The organism is Pararhizobium sp. (assembly GCF_035497515.1).
Lineage (GTDB): Bacteria > Pseudomonadota > Alphaproteobacteria > Rhizobiales > Rhizobiaceae > Pararhizobium.
In genome coordinates this window covers 1-15139 of sequence record NZ_DATJDJ010000004.1, presented here as the reverse complement: position 1 = coordinate 15139, position 15139 = coordinate 1, and the positions used below count along the sequence as shown (strand labels likewise).

The following is a 15139-nucleotide window of genomic DNA, read 5'->3' as shown; positions in this document are numbered from 1 at the left end:
CAACGACGCAAACGGCAGTCTCCTTTTGTGACACGTCCAATCCGACATACTGTTTCATTGTGATGTCCTCCCGTTGTTAATGGGACCAGTCTGCCACCAACCAGGAGACTGGAAAACGCGGTTAGCAATTACGCCATCGTGCCGAGTTCTTCCATGTTATAACTGACGGTGGTAGCGCGTAATTTCTGCATCGGTGCTCTCCCACCGGGGAGAAGAGGACGTTCGTTGCGGGTCTCCCCATTCTACATCCGACTTCACTGCAAAATTTCTTCTCGGCAAACATTTCTCAAAACACAAAAAAGGCCGGCGCGAGCCAGCCTTTTTTAAATTGCGGTGAACCGATCAATCAGTTCAGGCGGGTCTTCACGTCGCTGATCGCCTTGGCGAACAGGGCCGACTGCGTTGTCGCATCCGACTTTGCCGTGATGACGCTTTCGGCGGCGGCGATGGCGATGTCGACGGCAATGGCGCGAACCGAATTGATGGCGTCGGCCTCAGCCTGTTTGATCTTCTGCTCCGACAAAGCCGTGCGGCGAGCGACGAATTCGTCGGTCTTCTGCTTGGCTTCGGCGGTCAGTGCTTCGGCTTCACGTCCGGCTGCGGCAACGATGTTGGCAGCTTCCGCTTCGGCTTCCTTGCGCTTCTTCTGGTATTCGGCGAGCAAGGCCTGAGCTTCGGCGCGCAGGCGCTTGGCTTCGGCCAGTTCGTTGGTGATACGGGCCGAACGCTCATCGAGCGACTTGGCCAGCATGCCTGGAACCTTGAGATAGACGATGAGAGCGAGGAAAAGCACCAAGCCGACTGTGGCCCAGAATGTGGCCAGTGAGGTCAAATCCATGATGCTCTCCTTACTTCGCGGATGCCTTGACCGCGGATGCGATCTCGGCCTTCGATACCTTGCCACCGATCAGCTGCTCGACAACGGCGGACGCCGTTTCCTCGGCGATCGAACCGACATCGGCCAGCGCCTTCGCCTTGATATCGGCAATGCGGGCTTCAGCGGCGGAAATCTTGTCGTTCAGGCTGGTCTCGACCGCTGTGCGGTCGCTCGCAGCCTTGGTCTTGGCGGCTTCGCGCGCAGTCGATGCAATCGCGTTGCCCTTGGCCTTGGCAGCGGCCAGTTCCTGTTCGTAGGCAGCGATGGCTGCGTCAGCCTCGGCCTTGGAGCGGGCTGCGTCATCGAGATCGCGCGCGATGGTATCGTTGCGCGTTTCGAGAATGCTGCCGATGCGCGGCATGACGACCTTCGACATCAGAAGATAGAAAAGACCGAAGCTGATCGCCAGCCACAGGAGCTGCGATGCAAATGTCGAAGAATCGAAGGGCGGGAACACGCCAGAGCCATGTCCGCCTTCATGGGCTACACCGGTTTCGGTGTGGACCTCGCCGGCAGCGGCGTCGTGGGTCTCTGCGCCTTCGGTGGTGGTTGACTGGGCGTATGCCGAAGTCACGAACATGCTCACCTCCAGGTGCATTTATAAAAGATGCGGGCCGCGGCTTTGTACCGCGGCCCTGCCTTCAAGCCGGTCTTAGACGGCGAAAAGGAGCAGAAGAGCTACGAGCAGCGAGAAGATGCCCAGAGCTTCCGTAACGGCGAAGCCGAATACGAGACGGCCGAACTGGCTGTCTGCTGCCGACGGGTTGCGCAGGGCGCCCGAGAGGTAGCTGCCGAAAATGTTGCCGAGGCCGAGAGCCGTGCCGGCCATGCCGAGGCAAGCGAGACCTGCGCCGATGTACTTTGCTGCTTCCGCGTCCATGATTTTCTCCTTCGAAATGGTTGTTGCGGCTAACTTTGGCACTTTCCTGAAGAGGAAAGCCCCACGACTTTATTCCTTAGTGGCCACCCGGATGGACTGCGTCGTTGAGGTACATGCAAGTCAGTACCGCGAAGACATAGGCCTGGAGGAAGGCGACGAGGAATTCGAGACCCGTGAGGGCCACGGTCATGATGAGCGGCAGGACCGCCCCTCCTATACCCAACGCGCCCATGGTTCCGAGCGAGGCGACAAAGCCTGCGAACACTTTCAGCGTGATGTGACCGGCCAGCATGTTCGCGAAAAGACGAACCGACAGGCTGATCGGACGGGACAGGAAGGAAATGATTTCGATGGAAACCACGAGTGGCAAGAGGATGCCGGGTACGCCAGAGGGCACGAACACATTGAGGAAGCCAAGGCCGTGCTTATAGAAACCGTAAACCAGAACCGTGCCGATCACGAACAGCGCAAGCGCAAAGGTCACGATGATCTGGCTGGTAATGGTGAAGAAGTAGGGAACCATGCCGAGCATGTTTGCCGTCAGAATGAACATGAACAGCGAGAACACCATCGGGAAGAACTTCATGCCGCTGGAGCCGGCGCCTTCGCGCAGCATCGAGGCGATGAATTCATAGGAAAGCTCGGAGACGGACTGCATGCGGCCTGGAACCAGGCTGCGCTTCGACGTCGTCATGTAGAGAAAGCCTGTGGCGACGACCAGGGTCGCAACCATGAACAGCGAGGCATTGGTGAACGAAAAATTGATGCCACCGATATGGATCGGAATGATCTCGTTGATCATAAACTGGTGGGTCGGATCTACCTTGTCGCCTGCCACAGCCGCTCTCTTTCGTTCTGACCCGCCTTGCGGCAGGTATTTTCACCCTGCGACGACTGCTCGTTAAGCGTCGTCACTCTTGTTCTTGATGCCCTTGCCCAGCTGATCCGCGGGATGAGGCGCTGCCACCATGCCCGCCGAACGCAGCACGTTCAGCACACCGGCACAAAATCCAAGGAGGAGAAGTATGATCATCCCCCACGGCCCTGTACCCGCAAAATGGTCCAAAAGATAGCCCAGAAGCGCACCGACAATGATGGCCGCCACAAATTCGCTCGAAAGCTTGACAGCGACCTGATAGCCCTTGCGATTTTCGGCAGCGCGCGCTTCGTCCGCAGCGTACTTCGGATCTTCCCTGCGCTTTTCAGACAGTTCCGAACCGAGGCGTTCCAGCCGGTCTTCCAGACCTTCCTTCGGATTTTCCGTCACGTGGCATCCTCCCCTTTGTCCCCCCAGGGTCATAAACCATGAGCCTGGTCACACAAAGGCCGGATTTGAGACCAGCGTTCGGCCCGTTTTGAAGTCGGCCGCAACATAGTTTTAGGTTCTGGCATAGTCAAGGCACCAAGCACGCTTGTTACCCTACAATATTATTTATTAAAAACAACAACTTGATGTGATTTCAGATGGGCCGGCCGGGAATCGGCGGGAATCACCCGCGACAGGGTCGTGGTGGCCGGCCGGGCAGGAAGGGCCGGCTGACAGATGTCAGGCGGATTCTCAGGTCCAGCCGCCGCCATAGGTGCGGTAGAAGATGTGCTTGCCGATCTTGGATACCCGCTTCATCGTCGGACCCCAATCGGGCTTCACGTAATTGGCGTGATAGTGCGTGGCCGAACCGACTTCCGGGAACCAGATCTTTCCGGCCGTGACGGCCAGGGCGATCTCATGGGCCGTCTTCCATGCGGAGCGCGACCAGACGATATCGGGAATGCGGTCGCAGGCGAAGGAAAACTGGCAGCGGTTGTACCAGCCCTTGTTCTGGTAAACGACGCCGCAGATCGTGCCCGGATAGGCCGGGTTGCGCACGCGGTTCAGGATGACCTGTGCCACGGCCGCCTGGCCCTTCATCGATTCGCCGCGCGATTCGAAATAGATGCCGGAGGTCAGGCATTTCTGTTCGGCTTCGGAGAAGACGCCGGCCGGCAGCGGATTGGCCGCCCAGGCATGATCTTCCGGCGAAATCTCGGGAATGAACCGGCCACCGGTCTTGTCTTCGCGCAGGATCGAATCGAATGGCGACTGGCGCGCATAATCCGGCTCCGCCGGGGCATAGGCGGTCGCCAGGACATCGGCGGACTGGTTGGTGACCAGGCTTGCCAGCATCGGCGACATTCCGGCGTCGATCTTCGGCGCCTTCTTCTTGTAGAAGGCCGTGGCGATCTCGATTTCCTTGCCCCTGATCTCCGGCTTCGAGAAGGCCATGCGCTCCTCACTGTCGAACAGCGGGGTCATCAGCGAACTGGTGCGCTGCAGGATCGAGCCCGCGGTGAAATCCTTGGGCGGCGTCACCGGCGAAACGGCGATGATGCGACCCTTCTTGTCGCGGCGATTGACGCGCTCCTCGTCGGTGCGCGGGTCGGTCAGCTTGTTGTCGGCCATCAGCGAAACCGTCTCGCCGTCCGGCAGCCTGATCCCTGCCCCGTCACCGATCGCGCCGGTGGTGATCGGGTCGTTGAACACCACATCCACATCATGCAGCGATCCCGCCGGCGAGCGGGTCATGACCATGCGCCAGCGCTCGCCGCCACGGTTGAGACCGGAAAGGAAGGTCGCCAGATCGGAATGGGCGGAAACGGAGGGAAAGCCGACGAAGAGACCGATGCCCAGCCTCAGCGGAGCAGTCCAGCGCGCGGGCGACAAACGGGACTTGCGATGGAACTGCTTACTGTTACGCACCAACCGTACTCCACGCACTAGAGCGCCGCGCGTTCATCGGAACGCGCAAAGGTCGCTCTACTTGTTGAATCTAGAGCATCTTTCCGGTTCAAGTGATTTCACTTGAACCGGGATGCTCTAGCAGACGCAGGTTCTCACCCGGCAAACCGGTGCCGGCATGTATTCCCCGCGGAAGTGAATCAAGAAAACGGACACCGCGCCACAAGGCGCCTAAGCCGCTTCAACCATGCGATGACAATGAAGCATTAACCTTGATGGTTGGTTAATGCCGGCATCGGGGAATTGGGGATTGGAATGGCAAAACGCCTCACCATCTGCAGAGGGCGAGGCGTATCGAGAAGTGGGCAATCATATGATGACGTGCGAACCGAGTTCGACGACGCGGTTGGTCGGCAGGCGGAAATAGTCCGATGGGTCGATCGCGGCGTTGGCCAGCGCGATGAACAGCCTGTCCTGCCAGTGCGGCATGCCCGACTGCGCATCCGGCACAAGCTTGCGCCGGCCGAGATAGAACGAGGTCGACATGATGTCGAATTTCAGGCCGGTCTTTCTGAAGAGACCGAGCGCTTGTGAGACGTTCTGGGTTTCCATGTAGCCGAAGCGCATTTCCAGAAGACTGAATCGTTCGGACAAACTGCTGGCGCTGACGCGCTGGTCCTTCGGCACGATCGGCGTGTTGACCGTGCGGATCGTCAGGATGAAGTTCTGCGCATGCAGCACGTGATTGTGCTTGATGTTGTGCAGCAGCGCGGCCGGCGTCGATTCCGGGTCGCTGGTCAGGAAGATCGCGGTTCCCGGCACGGAGGCCGGGGCGTGCTCGCTCTTGCGCTCGATCGATTTCACGAACGAGGCCAGCGGAATATCGGTGTGGCGGGTCTTGTCGTGCAGGATTTTTGTGCCGCGCTTCCACGTCCACATGATGACGATGATGGTCGCGGCAATCAGCACCGGTACATAGCCGCCGTCATGGATCTTCAGCATGTTGGCGCCGAAGAAGATCATTTCCAGGATGAACAGCGGCAGCAGAACGCCGATGGCGAAGGAGACCGGCCATCTCCAGCGGACGCGGACGAATTCATAGGCCAACAGCGTATCGACCACCATCGCGCCGGTGACCGAAATGCCATAGGCGGTCGCCAGCGATTCGGATGATTCGAAGACGAAGACCAGCACCATGACGCCGAACATCAGGAGCAGGTTGACATTGGGAAGGTAGATCTGGCCGGTCTGCGTTTCCGATGTGTGGAAAATCGCCATGCGCGGCAGGAAGCCGAGGTGGATTGCCTGTCGCGTCAGCGAAAAGGCGCCGGTGATGACTGCCTGCGCGGCGATGATGGTGGCACAGGTCGCCAGGATGACAACCGGCAGCAGCGCCCATTCCGGGAACATCAGGTAGAACGGATCGGACATGGCTTCCGGATGCTTCAGCACCAGGGCGCCCTGCCCCAGATAGTTCAGCGCAAGCGCCGGGAAAACGAGGCAGATCCAGGCCCATTGGATAGGCTTGCGGCCGAAATGACCGAGGTCGGCATAGAGCGCCTCGGCACCGGTCACCGTCAGGAACACCGCGCCGAGCACGACGATGCCGACATAACCGGCGTGGATCAGGAAGTTGACGGCATAATAGGGATTGAAGGCCGCCAGAATGCCCAGGTCGTCGTTGATATGGCTGATCCCGGCCACGGCGAGCACGAGGAACCAGACGACCATGATCGGGCCGAAGAATTTTGACACGGCCGCCGTTCCGCGCGACTGGACGGCAAAGAGCAAGAGCAGGATCACCACGGAAATCGGCACGACATAGGGCGACAGCGTCGGCGTCACCAGCTTCAGGCCCTCGACCGCCGAGAGCACCGACAGCGCCGGTGCGATGATCGCATCGCCGATGAACAGGGCGGCGCCGGCGATGCCGAGGAAGAACAGCCGGTTGGCGCGCTTGCCGGAATATTTCATCAGCAGCGCCAGCAGCGACAGGGTCCCGCCTTCACCGTTGTTGTCGGCGCGCAGCAGGAACAGCACGTATTTCAGGGTCACGATGATCGTCAGCGTCCAGATCATCAGCGAAATCAGGCCGATGATCTCGAAACGCGTCACGCCATCTTCCGCGACGGGGCGCAGGGCCTCACGGAAAGCATAGAGCGGGCTCGTTCCGATATCGCCATAGACGACTCCGATCGAGCCAAGCGACAGGAACAGGAGCTTGCGCAGCTGCTGATCGCGCGTTCCGGGTGTAGCTGCCGAATGGGACATCTGCGTATTTCCGGCTTTTAAAGCCAGCCTTTCCAGCGAAAGAAATAGAACGGAATGATCGCGGAAACCACCATGGCGAGGAGCGCCAGCGGGTAACCGAAGGTCCAATGCAATTCCGGCATGTGGATAAAATTCATGCCATAGAGCGAGGCGACCAGCGTCGGCGGCAGGAAGACCACGGACGCGATCGAGAAAATCTTGATGATGGCGTTCTGCTCGACGCCGATCAGGCCGAGCGAGGCATCGAGCAGGAAGGTGATGTTGCCGGAGATGAAGGAGGCATGTTCCGACAGCGACTGGATATCGCGCGAAATCGTCCGGCAGAGTTCCCGTGCGTCCCGGTTCTCCTGGATGATCGGCACGGTGTAGAGGAACGTCATGACGCGGGAGAGCGACGCCAGGCTGTCACGGGTCTTTGCCACCAGACGATGGTGCGACGCTACGTCGAGCAACTTCGCTTCGAGATAATGCGGCGGCCGGCGCTTGCCGGAACGGTCGCCGAAGACCTGCAGCGAAAGCGCATCGATCTTGGCGACGGCCATCTCGAGGATTTCGGCCGTGCGGTCGGTGATCGTCTCGAAGAGACGGGTGACGAGAACCGCCCCTGTCGCGCAGCCACCGGGGATGCGATGCATGGCGGCGGTAAACAGGCCGAACGCCTTCGGCTCATCGTAGCGCACGGTGATCAACAGACCCTTCGTCAGCACGAAGGCGACATCGGTCAGTTCCGGCTGGCCGCTTTCCGCCTTGCAGACAAGCGAGGCGGTCATGAACACCGCATCCTTTGCGGTATAGAGCCGGCTTGAGGGTTCGATGTCCTTCATGTCTTCGCGCGTCGGCACCTCGATGCCGAGAAAACTCTCGACCAGCACGTCCTCGGCTTTGTCCGGGCGCAAGAGATCGACCCAGACGACGTCGGAAGGCATGGAGGCAGGCGGCTTTTCCGCGCTGATGACGACGGATTCGCCATTGGCCCGATAGGCAGTGATCATTCTGCCGTCTTCTTCCGCGTGTCGTTCCTGTTGGCACGACCGATCGCCGCGCCGCCACAGGAACAGGCGGAGACGAGATCAAGGCCACATTCAGGCGGAAAAGACCGGTCGTGTGAATTCAAAGCTGCGCGAAGCAGGTCCATATGGAAACTCTCGTCGTTTACGACAAAACCTCAAACGGTCATCACGGTCATGCGGAGCCCGACGGAGGGCAGCACCGCTGGTACATCCTTGCGGATGCGGGGAGGCATATGGAACAAGGCAAGCCCAAAATCAATGCTGAAAGTGGCAAGACGCCACAATGTCGCCCGAAGACTTAACGGCGCTGCATCGCAAAATGTCAACAGTCTAACCGCATCGGACGCGTTTTCCGACGCGGTCGAACCGCCGCTCCTTTACTCGAAAACGATGTTCGGCACCGCCCTCGACGTATCGTTCTGGCTTGCCGTTACCTGGCTCCAGACCTTGGCGGCAATGTCGCGGTAAACGCGGGTGACGTCGCTGTCGGGCTCCGACACGACGACCGGGGTGCCGGCATCGGAGGTTTCGCGGATGCCCATCGTCAGCGGAACTTCGCCGAGGAACGGCACCCCGATGCGCTCTGCTTCCTTGCGTGCGCCGCCATGGCCGAAGATGTCGTAACGATTGCCCGTGTCCGGCGCGATGAAATAACTCATGTTCTCGATAATGCCGAGCACCGGCACCTCGACCTTGCGGAACATTGCCAGCCCCTTGCGCGCGTCGATCAGTGCCAGGTCCTGCGGCGTCGAGACGATGACGGCGCCGGCAAGCGGTACCTGCTGCGCCATGGTCAGTTGCACATCACCCGTGCCCGGCGGCATGTCGACGACGAGCACATCGAGATCACCCCAGGCAACCTCGCGCAGCATCTGCAGGAGCGCCGACTGGATCATCGGCCCGCGCCAGATCATCGCCACTTCCTCGTCGACGAGGAAGCCCATGGACATGACCTTGATGCCATAATTTTCCATCGGCCGGATCATCCGGCCCTCGATCTGTTGGGGACGGCCGGACATTTTCAAGAGGCGGGGCATGGAGGGGCCGTAAATATCGGCATCGAGGATGCCGACACGCAGACCGTTGGCCTTGAGCGCCAGTGCCAGGTTGACAGATGTCGTCGACTTGCCGACACCGCCCTTGCCCGACGCCACCGCGATGATGGCGCCGACGCCGGGAATGCCGGATTTGGCGGGCGCTGCCGGGCGCTGCTGCGCCGGTGCCGGCGCGTGGCTGTGTCCCGCATGGGAATGCCCGGCGTGAGAATGGCCCGCATGCGATTGGCCGGCTGGGGACGCGGCGGGCCGCTGGACCGGCGCCGTGGACGAGGCGCCCTTCTTGTCCGCCGTCAGTGCCACCATGGCGCCCTTCACGCCGGGGATTTCCTTGACCACCCGCTCGGCAGCGGCGCGCAGCGGATCAAGCTCACGGGCGCGCTCGGCGGGAACGGTAATCGAGAAATAGACTTTCGAATCGGAGATGAACACGTCGGAGACGAGGCCCATATCGACGATATTGCCGTCCATGTCCGGGCCGCGCACGCCCTTCAGCTTCTCGATAACCTGCTCCTTGGTGACCTCGGTCATGTCATTCACTCCTGCCCCAGCGCGGCTGGTTTGCTTTGCTGTCTGTGTTCGATGCGCGATGTGCTGGACGTTAGATAATGGAACCGGCGGGTTTCGCCAATGCGACCAAATGGAAAAACAGCCGCTCACAAGCAAAGGCCGCTTCCAGCCCCCGGGTGTCCGTTCATCCGGGATCACCTTGGGCTGAAAGCGGCCTTGTCTCTCGCAACCTTCTTGGGCGCAGTCTTATTACAGTCCCCTCTGGACCTGCATTCAACGAAGCAGAAAGCGTGCCAGTTCGGAAATCGCCCTCAAAAGCGGGCGATCGGGGTTGATGATACTGCAGCGCAACATCAGGCGCGCTCACTTATTGTGCAGATGCGCGGTCATGTCTTTCCGGTTGCCAGTTTTTGAAACAGGGCGCTGCGGCAAGGCAGCATCCTGTCCTTCGCTAAAACTCGTCCCAGCCGTCGTTCGCGGGGGTCCCACCGCCGTGTCCGAAGGCGCCCGCCAGCTTTTGTCCGAGCGAACGCGCGGGCGACTGTACGGCGGGGGTCACGGCGGATGCCGGGCGGACTGCGGGCCGCGAGACGGATATGCCGCGAACCGGGGCTGGCGATGCGCGATGCTGGCTTGCTGCCGAAGCTGCCCGGTGCATGACGGCTTCGGAGGCATCACCGAGCTTGAAGTTGGACAGCAGCGACGCCAGCGCCGAGGCTTCGGCAGCCAGAGAATGGCTGGCGGCGGTCGATTCTTCGACCATTGCCGCGTTCTGCTGCGTGCCCTGGTCCATGACGTTGACGGCGCGGTTGATGTCGTTCAGTCCGATCGACTGTTCGCGGGCCGCCTCGACGATCGAAGAGACGCGCAGGTTGATTTCGTCGACTTCATGGACGATCACTTCCAGCGCCTTGCCGGCCTGACCGACCAGATCGACGCCGGTCTTGACCTGGTTACCGGATTTCGAGATCAGCGCCTTGATTTCCTTTGCCGCATTGGCAGACCGCTGAGCAAGCTCGCGAACTTCCTGGGCCACGACGGCGAAACCCTTGCCGGCTTCACCGGCGCGGGCTGCTTCGACGCCGGCATTCAGTGCCAGAAGGTTGGTCTGGAAGGCGATTTCATCGATCACGCCGATGATGCTGCTGATTTCCTGCGACGAGCTTTCGATCTGGGCAACGGCATCGATGGCGTTCTTGACGACCGCGCTCGATGTCTGCGCGCCCGATTTGGCCCTGGCGACCAACTGGCCGGCTTCTTCGGCACGAACCGTCGAGTCGCGGACCGAAGCGGTGATCTCGTCGAGGGCGGCGGCCGTCTGCTCGACGGAGGCTGCCTGCTGTTCGGTGCGCTTGGCGAGATCGTCGGCCGAGGAGCGGATTTCCGCCGAACCAGCCTGGATACCCTGCGCATTGTTTCCGACCGATTGCAGCGTCTGCTGCAGCGTGCCCATGGAAGAGTTGAAGTCTTCACGCAGCGCATCGAGCGAACCGATGAACGGCGTTGCCAGACGGAAGGTGACGTCGCCTTCGGCCAGACGCTGCAGGCCGGTCCCGAGCTCGGTGACGGCAAAGCGCATCTGGCGGTCGTTTTCCTGGGCTTCGGCGGCGCGGCGCTGGCGCTCTTCCTCGCCGAGCGTGCGGCTCTCAGCGGCTTCGGTTTCAAGGCGCTGCTTCTCGATGCCGGCGTCACGCAGGATGGCGAGCGAGCGGGCCATGTCGCCGATTTCGTCGTTGCGGTCAGCGTCAGCGATAACGATGCTGGTATTGCCCTGGGCGATCTCCCCCGTTGCATGAACGACAGCCTCGATGCGGCGGCGGAAGCGACTGGAAATCAACACGCCGAGCAGGACGAGCAAAACGGAGGCGACGGCAATGATGACGACGGAAATCCAGGCCATGTGTGTCAGATAGGCAAAGACGGTGGCCTTCGGAACCGACACGACCGCATACCAGGCCGTATCCGGCAGAAGCTGGACGGGAACGGCTACCGAAATGAAATCGGTTCCATCTTCGCCGACCGTATCGGCAGGCTTGCCGGGATTGTCGATCATTTGCTGCCAGGCGGCGGCATCGACGCTGCTGTCCTTGAACGCCTTACCGAGATTGGCGGCGTTGACGTGGCTCAGGAAATTACCGTTCTGCGAAACGAGCGCGACATTGCCATCGCCGAGCGGCTTCATGTCGGCGAGCTTGGATGTCAGGCTGTCGAGCGCGATATCGATGCCGGTGACGCCGAGCGGCTTGCCGTCGATGGTGACCGGACCGACCAGCGTGGTCATCAACACGTCCTTGCCATCGATCGAGTATTTGTAAGGCTCGATCACGGTCATCTTCTGGGATTTGAACGGGATCTGGTAGTAGTCGCCGAGGCCGTCCTTGTCGTAATCGACCAGCGCCGTCACAATGATCTTGTCGCCGGAGCGCACCCAGTAGGGCACATAGCGGCCCGTTGCGTCATGGCCGGGCTTGTCGGCGTATTCCGCATCCTTGCCATCGAAGGCGTTGGGCTGCCAGCCGGTCCAGACGCCGAGCGCAAAGGCATTGTCTTCCAGTGCCCTCTTCATCATCGCGTCGGCAGATGTGCGGCTTGCGGAACCCGAGGTCTCGAGTGCGGCAAAGACGCTCTGGAAACCATGGACCAGTTGCAGGCCCTGCGACATCTGGGCCTTGAGGTCGGCTGCCGTCAGCGCGGCCGCGGCATTCATCTCATCGACGCTGCGACGCTTCACCTCCGAATAGGAAATGGCAAACAACGTGCCGGCCGTCACGACCGTGGCGAACAGCCCGGTGGCAACGACGGAGAAGATATTTCGGGAGGTGGCGGTCTTGAACAGCATCTCGGATCCTCGAAAGCGCAACGGCAACAGGCGAATGCCTCCAGCTGCGGCGTCACATGACGTCATCTTTTAAAAAGGTGCGGAGGATGCGATCCGGACGGCGGCATGGTACATCCAGACGGATGTACGGCGCATCAGGACTTCAGGCGCCTTGTGATCCAGTCTCGATGAACACCGATGACAGGAACTATACCAGTGCCCTCCCAGTGAAATCATTCCACCGGCCGTCAAGGTGCACCGCAAATATTAATGATCGTCTAAAATGCGAGGGGAAATCGGAACTTCTGCTTTATTCTCAGGCAGAAATGCTTAGCTGATGTAACCCTTCTTCATCGCCTTGACGACGGCCTGGGTGCGGTTGACCGCGTCGAGCTTCTTGCTGACATGGTTGAGGTAATGGTTGACCGTGTGCTCCGAAAGACCGAGGATACCGGCGATCTCCGAACTGGTCTTTCCGGCCGCCGTCCAGTTGAGGCACTGGATTTCACGCTCCGACAGGGCGACGCTGGTGTCCTTCCAGAAGGAGCCGATCTCCGTCAGACGGTTATAGACGTGGATCGCGATCATCTGCAGTTCCATCATCGCGGTCATCGGCAAGTCGCTGCGCTTGCCCATGAAGATGACCGTTGCGCGGCTACCGTCAGCGTCGTGGACCGGGAAATAGTTGGCCTGGAAGATGCCATGTTCGCGCAGCATCGCGATATATTCACTGGCCTGCGGCGGGTGGCCGCTTTCCTTTTCCCAATCGTCAAGCGTCAACTGGAACGGCGTGGTGGTTTCCCGCAGCCTGCGGATGCCGGTGGAATGCTTGAGCAGCGAGATGCTGTCATACTTGTTAACCAGTTCCGTCGGCATGTTCGACAGGATCGAGGCCGACGCGAGTTTTTCCGCGTCGAATGTCGGGACGACACAGATCACGAATGCCTTGAAACCGAACGACTGGGTGGTCCGTTTCATATAGCGGATGGCATCGAACTGCGTTTCCAGCGCTGCGATCTCGGCGGCGAAATCCCCACCGCGCGGCTGGTCCGTTTCCACTTGGTCTGCCATCAAAGTATCGCGCATTCGCGGGCTCCGCCATACGGCTGCAGTGATTGCCGGGAGAGCGACCGTCGGCTCCACCCCTTTTGCCCCTCATTCAGCATTCCGGTTTCCTGCTTGCATTCATAACATAATCTCAGTTGATCAGTCCCGCACGGATTGCCTTGGCCACGGTCTGCACGCGATTGACGGAATCCAGCTTGCGGGTCGCACGGCTGAGATAGTGATTGACGGTATATTCCGAAAGAGCAAGGATTTTTGCCATTTCTGTCGTGGTCTTGCCTGCTGCAGCCCAATGCAGGCATTCGATCTCGCGCCGTGACAGGCCGCCGGGAGCCCGCGTGCGCAGTTGCTTGATCTCGCTCAGGCAACTGAACAGATACCCGGCGAGGAAGGTCAGTTCCTTCACTTCCGCCGACGTCACCAGGTCGCGATCGCCGCCGAAAGCAACCGCGCCGCAGGTGCCGTGAACATCGTGAACCGGGACATAGACGCCGCGGCGGAGATTGACCCGCTCGAACAGGCTGACGACCGCATGGCTCTTGCCGTCCGAACGCCGTCGCGAATCGAGCGAAGAGTCATAGGTGAAGGGAATGGTGCTGCGCTGCAGGCGCTCGATCACCGGGCTGCCGGCCATCATGCTTGCTTCGTCGTAGCTGCGCAGGAAATCCTTCGGCCAGTTGGTCATGACCACGCATTCCGACAGCGTGCGACAGGTCTTCGCCGGCACGACCATCACGAGGAAGCCATGAAAGCCATAGGCGTTGGTGACCTGCTCCAGGGCTTTCCGGATATCCGCTTCCTTCGTCATGTTGCCGACGATCCGCTTGTCATGGGTAAGCGCGATGGATGACAGATGTCCGCTGAAGTTGACCATTTCTCTACTTCTTCCAGCCTTTTGGCCGCTTAACCCGATTTCCGGGGCTTATACCGCCTATTCAAAGCATCTCTGTTCCGTTCCGGATTCCGGCAAGGCCATTTTTCGAAGCGGTGATCGAAGGCCACCGCGGAATCTGATATATTAATGCTATAGGCCTGATTTCCCGTCGTCCAGTCGATTTACCTAATTAACCGTAAAGCACCACCAAAGACTAACGTCCGGGTCCGAGACGGATTTGAACGTCCTCGATGATGGCCATTGCCGCCTGGCGAACCACGTCTGCCCAGGCCTCCAACTGCTCCATCGTCACCCGGTACGCCGGCCCTGTCACCGAAACGCCGGCGACGAGGTCGAAGCCCGCATCGTGGATCGGGGCCGCGACACAGCGGATATCCGTTTCATGTTCTTCCCTGTCGAAGGCATAGCCCCGCAAGCGCACCTCGTCCAGATCGCGTTTCAGCGATGCTGCGGAAAGATGTGTATTGGCGGTGAACCGTCGGAAATCCAGCTTCCCGATCGTCGCCGCCAGTCGCTCCGGCGGCAAGACCGAAAGCGCCGCCTTGCCGAGACCGGTACAATAGACCGGCGAGGCGTTGCCGATCTGCGACTCCATCCGCACCGTCTGGCGGCTCTCGACCTTGTCGACATAGATGATCTCGATGTCACGCAACACGCCGAGATGCACCGTCTCGCCGGTTTCTTCGTGCAGCCTTCGCAGATGCGGTCCCGCAATCGTCCGAAACTGGTTTTTCGACCAGGTGCGATAGGCGAATTTCAACAGCCGCAGCCCCGGCTCATAGCAAAGATCCCGCCGCTGGATCAGCAACCCCTCCTCCACCAGATGCGACAGCTGCCGATGCAAGGTGCCGCGCGGCTGGCCGGACAAAGCGAGGATATCGCTGAAGCGAAGCGGAACCTCCGCCGTCACCACGGTTTCCAGCACCGAAAGGACCTTGCCCAGCGTGCCAGTCCCGCTATTCTGCGCAACCGCAGGACGGGTGTCGCCCGCCTCATCCTGTTCCATCAAATTCCGTCCTGCCTCATTCAACCTGGCGGCTTC

13 protein-coding genes are annotated in these 15139 nt (G+C 60.3%); all 13 read right to left on the bottom strand.

From position 1 onward, the window contains the following. Nucleotides 1-346 precede the first annotated feature (346 nt). Nucleotides 347-838, bottom strand: a complete 492-nt coding sequence (locus VL202_RS00485; RefSeq protein ID WP_414692782.1) for a F0F1 ATP synthase subunit B — start codon at nucleotides 836-838, stop codon at nucleotides 347-349. A gap of 10 nt (nucleotides 839-848) precedes the next feature. Further along, nucleotides 849-1457, bottom strand: a complete 609-nt coding sequence (locus VL202_RS00480; RefSeq protein WP_325462243.1) for a F0F1 ATP synthase subunit B — start codon at nucleotides 1455-1457, stop codon at nucleotides 849-851. Nucleotides 1458-1529: 72 nt separating this feature from the next. Beyond that, nucleotides 1530-1757, bottom strand: a complete 228-nt coding sequence (locus VL202_RS00475; RefSeq protein WP_037106138.1) for a F0F1 ATP synthase subunit C — start codon at nucleotides 1755-1757, stop codon at nucleotides 1530-1532. Between the two features lie 76 nt (nucleotides 1758-1833). Beyond that, the gene (locus VL202_RS00470; RefSeq protein WP_325462242.1) at nucleotides 1834-2595 is read right to left on the bottom strand and encodes a F0F1 ATP synthase subunit A; all 762 of its coding nucleotides are present in this window, start codon (nucleotides 2593-2595) and stop codon (nucleotides 1834-1836) included. A 63-nt stretch (nucleotides 2596-2658) separates the two neighbouring features. After that, nucleotides 2659-3024 (bottom strand): AtpZ/AtpI family protein, encoded by a 366-nt coding sequence (locus tag VL202_RS00465; protein ID WP_325462241.1) that lies wholly within the window; start codon nucleotides 3022-3024, stop codon nucleotides 2659-2661. Between the two features lie 291 nt (nucleotides 3025-3315). Then, entirely contained in the window at nucleotides 3316-4494 is a 1179-nt protein-coding gene (locus VL202_RS00460; protein ID WP_325462240.1) for a cell wall hydrolase, read from the bottom strand. 348 nt (nucleotides 4495-4842) lie between these two features. Further along, nucleotides 4843-6744, bottom strand: a complete 1902-nt coding sequence (locus VL202_RS00455; RefSeq protein ID WP_325462239.1) for a potassium transporter Kup — start codon at nucleotides 6742-6744, stop codon at nucleotides 4843-4845. Nucleotides 6745-6761: 17 nt separating this feature from the next. Next, the gene (locus VL202_RS00450) at nucleotides 6762-7736 is read right to left on the bottom strand and encodes a magnesium transporter CorA family protein (protein ID WP_325462238.1); all 975 of its coding nucleotides are present in this window, start codon (nucleotides 7734-7736) and stop codon (nucleotides 6762-6764) included. Between the two features lie 395 nt (nucleotides 7737-8131). Then, nucleotides 8132-9340 carry an iron-sulfur cluster carrier protein ApbC gene (apbC, locus tag VL202_RS00445; RefSeq protein WP_325462237.1) on the bottom strand — a complete coding sequence of 403 codons (1209 nt, stop codon included), beginning with the start codon at nucleotides 9338-9340 and terminating at the stop codon, nucleotides 8132-8134. Between the two features lie 430 nt (nucleotides 9341-9770). After that, nucleotides 9771-12158 (bottom strand): methyl-accepting chemotaxis protein, encoded by a 2388-nt coding sequence (locus VL202_RS00440; protein ID WP_325462236.1) that lies wholly within the window; start codon nucleotides 12156-12158, stop codon nucleotides 9771-9773. A gap of 309 nt (nucleotides 12159-12467) precedes the next feature. After that, nucleotides 12468-13223, bottom strand: a complete 756-nt coding sequence (locus VL202_RS00435; RefSeq protein WP_325462235.1) for a LuxR family transcriptional regulator — start codon at nucleotides 13221-13223, stop codon at nucleotides 12468-12470. Between the two features lie 112 nt (nucleotides 13224-13335). Next, on the bottom strand, nucleotides 13336-14076 hold the full coding sequence (locus VL202_RS00430; protein ID WP_325462234.1) for a LuxR family transcriptional regulator: 741 nt from the start codon (nucleotides 14074-14076) through the stop codon (nucleotides 13336-13338). A 214-nt stretch (nucleotides 14077-14290) separates the two neighbouring features. Next, nucleotides 14291-15103 carry an IclR family transcriptional regulator gene (locus VL202_RS00425; RefSeq protein ID WP_325462244.1) on the bottom strand — a complete coding sequence of 271 codons (813 nt, stop codon included), beginning with the start codon at nucleotides 15101-15103 and terminating at the stop codon, nucleotides 14291-14293. Between the last annotated feature and the right edge of the window lie 36 nt (nucleotides 15104-15139).

What these genes read in the sequence shown, in the direction of transcription:
- VL202_RS00485 (WP_414692782.1), bottom strand. Translation starts at nt 838, where the DNA reads ATGGATTTGACCTCACTGGCCACATTCTGGGCCACAGTCGGCTTGGTG.
- VL202_RS00480 (WP_325462243.1), bottom strand. Translation starts at nt 1,457, where the DNA reads ATGTTCGTGACTTCGGCATACGCCCAGTCAACCACCACCGAAGGCGCA.
- VL202_RS00475 (WP_037106138.1), bottom strand. Translation starts at nt 1,757, where the DNA reads ATGGACGCGGAAGCAGCAAAGTACATCGGCGCAGGTCTCGCTTGCCTC.
- VL202_RS00455 (WP_325462239.1), bottom strand. Translation starts at nt 6,744, where the DNA reads ATGTCCCATTCGGCAGCTACACCCGGAACGCGCGATCAGCAGCTGCGC.
- VL202_RS00450 (WP_325462238.1), bottom strand. Translation starts at nt 7,736, where the DNA reads ATGATCACTGCCTATCGGGCCAATGGCGAATCCGTCGTCATCAGCGCG.
- apbC (WP_325462237.1), bottom strand. Translation starts at nt 9,340, where the DNA reads ATGACCGAGGTCACCAAGGAGCAGGTTATCGAGAAGCTGAAGGGCGTG.
- VL202_RS00440 (WP_325462236.1), bottom strand. Translation starts at nt 12,158, where the DNA reads ATGCTGTTCAAGACCGCCACCTCCCGAAATATCTTCTCCGTCGTTGCC.
- VL202_RS00435 (WP_325462235.1), bottom strand. Translation starts at nt 13,223, where the DNA reads ATGCGCGATACTTTGATGGCAGACCAAGTGGAAACGGACCAGCCGCGC.
- VL202_RS00430 (WP_325462234.1), bottom strand. Translation starts at nt 14,076, where the DNA reads ATGGTCAACTTCAGCGGACATCTGTCATCCATCGCGCTTACCCATGAC.
- VL202_RS00425 (WP_325462244.1), bottom strand. Translation starts at nt 15,103, where the DNA reads ATGGAACAGGATGAGGCGGGCGACACCCGTCCTGCGGTTGCGCAGAAT.